Source organism: Falsiroseomonas sp. RANM36 (genome assembly GCF_056682175.1).
In genome coordinates this window covers 805,092-806,364 of record NZ_JBWXTD010000004.1, presented here as the reverse complement: position 1 = coordinate 806,364, position 1,273 = coordinate 805,092, and the positions used below count along the sequence as shown (strand labels likewise).

Sequence of the window (1,273 nt, the reverse complement as noted above, 5' to 3'; positions counted from 1 at the left end):
GGCTCGGCGCGCGTCAGCGCAGCGCGGGCGAAGCCGAGCAGCAGCAGCGCCAGCAGCACCGCCGGCGCGAAGACATCGGGCATCAGCAGCGCGACGGTGAAGGGCGCCGTGGTCAGGAAGCCGGCGGCGGCGCAGACCAGCACATGCAGGCCCGGCGCGGCCGCGCCGCGCAGGGCGCGCTGCGCCAGCCACAGCAGCCAGGACATCATCGCCCCCTGCGCCAGCAGCGGCCCCCACAGCGTCACCCGCCAATGGAAGGCGTGCAGCAGCGGGCCGTAGACATGCGGCTTGTCCCAGATGACCAGCGGGCCGGAGGGCGGCGGCGCGGTCTGGTGCAGGAAGGCGCCGGTGTCGCTGAACACCAGCGGGTAGAGGTTCAGGAAGGCCGGCCAGACGAGCAGCAGCGCCCCGGCCAGGATGGCGAGCGGGCGCACCGGATCAGCGCGCCCAGCGATCCGCCGCCGCGTCGTCCTCGGCCTTCGCTTCCACCCAGCGGCCTGCGCCGCCCTGGAATTCCTCGCGCTTCCAGAAGGGCGCCTTCGTCTTCAGCCAGTCGATCAGGAAGGCGCAGCTTTCCAGCGCGGCCACGCGATGGGCGCTGGCGGTCAGCACCAGCACGATCGGATCGCCCGGCACCAGCCTTCCGTGGCGATGGATCACCGTGCAGCCCGTCAGCGGCCAGCGCGCGCAGGCGTCTTCCGCGATGCGCGAGAGCGCGCGCTCGGTCATGCCGGGATAGTGCTCGAGCTCCATCGCCACCAGGCCGCCATCGCCGCGGCAGATGCCGAGGAAGCTGGCCAGCCCGCCGACATCGGTCCGCCCGTCCTGCAGCCGCGCCGCCTCCGCCCCCATGTCGAAGGGACCGGCCTGCACCAGCACGCGCGGGACGGCCTGCATGGCGCTCAGCCCCCGGTCACCGGCGGGAAGAAGGCCACCTCGTCGCCGGGCTGCACGGGATGCGCGGGCGTGGCGAAGTCCTGGTTCACGGCCGCGCGGACCTGGCGCGGATCGGCGAAGGCCGCGGCATGGCCGGCGCTGCGTCCGGCGAGCCAGGCGATGAGCCCGGCGACATCGCGCACCTCCGCCGGTGGCGCGACCTCTTCCTCCGCGACGCCGACCTTCTGCCGCACCCAGGCGAAATAGAGGACCTTCAAGCCGCGTCTCTCTAGCGCGGCGGCACGACGCGGGTGCGGGCCTGGCCGTCCGGGCCGATCCAGGTCTCCACATTGCCGTCACGCACGATGGCGCTGGTGCCGATGCCGGGCTGCGTCGC

At 73.7% G+C, this 1,273-nt stretch carries 2 protein-coding genes and 1 pseudogene; all 3 read right to left on the bottom strand.

What is annotated here, in order from left to right:
* Positions 1–434: pseudogene (locus AC1MIR_RS17675) on the bottom strand (hypothetical protein); the annotation flags it as partial.
* 4 nt (positions 435–438) lie between these two features.
* Positions 439–897 (bottom strand): molybdenum cofactor biosynthesis protein MoaE, encoded by a 459-nt coding sequence (locus AC1MIR_RS17670; RefSeq protein ID WP_480029493.1) that lies wholly within the window; start codon positions 895–897, stop codon positions 439–441.
* Positions 898–902: 5 nt separating this feature from the next.
* Entirely contained in the window at positions 903–1,154 is a 252-nt protein-coding gene (moaD, locus tag AC1MIR_RS17665; protein WP_480029492.1) for a molybdopterin converting factor subunit 1, read from the bottom strand.
* Positions 1,155–1,273: the final 119 nt, after the last annotated feature.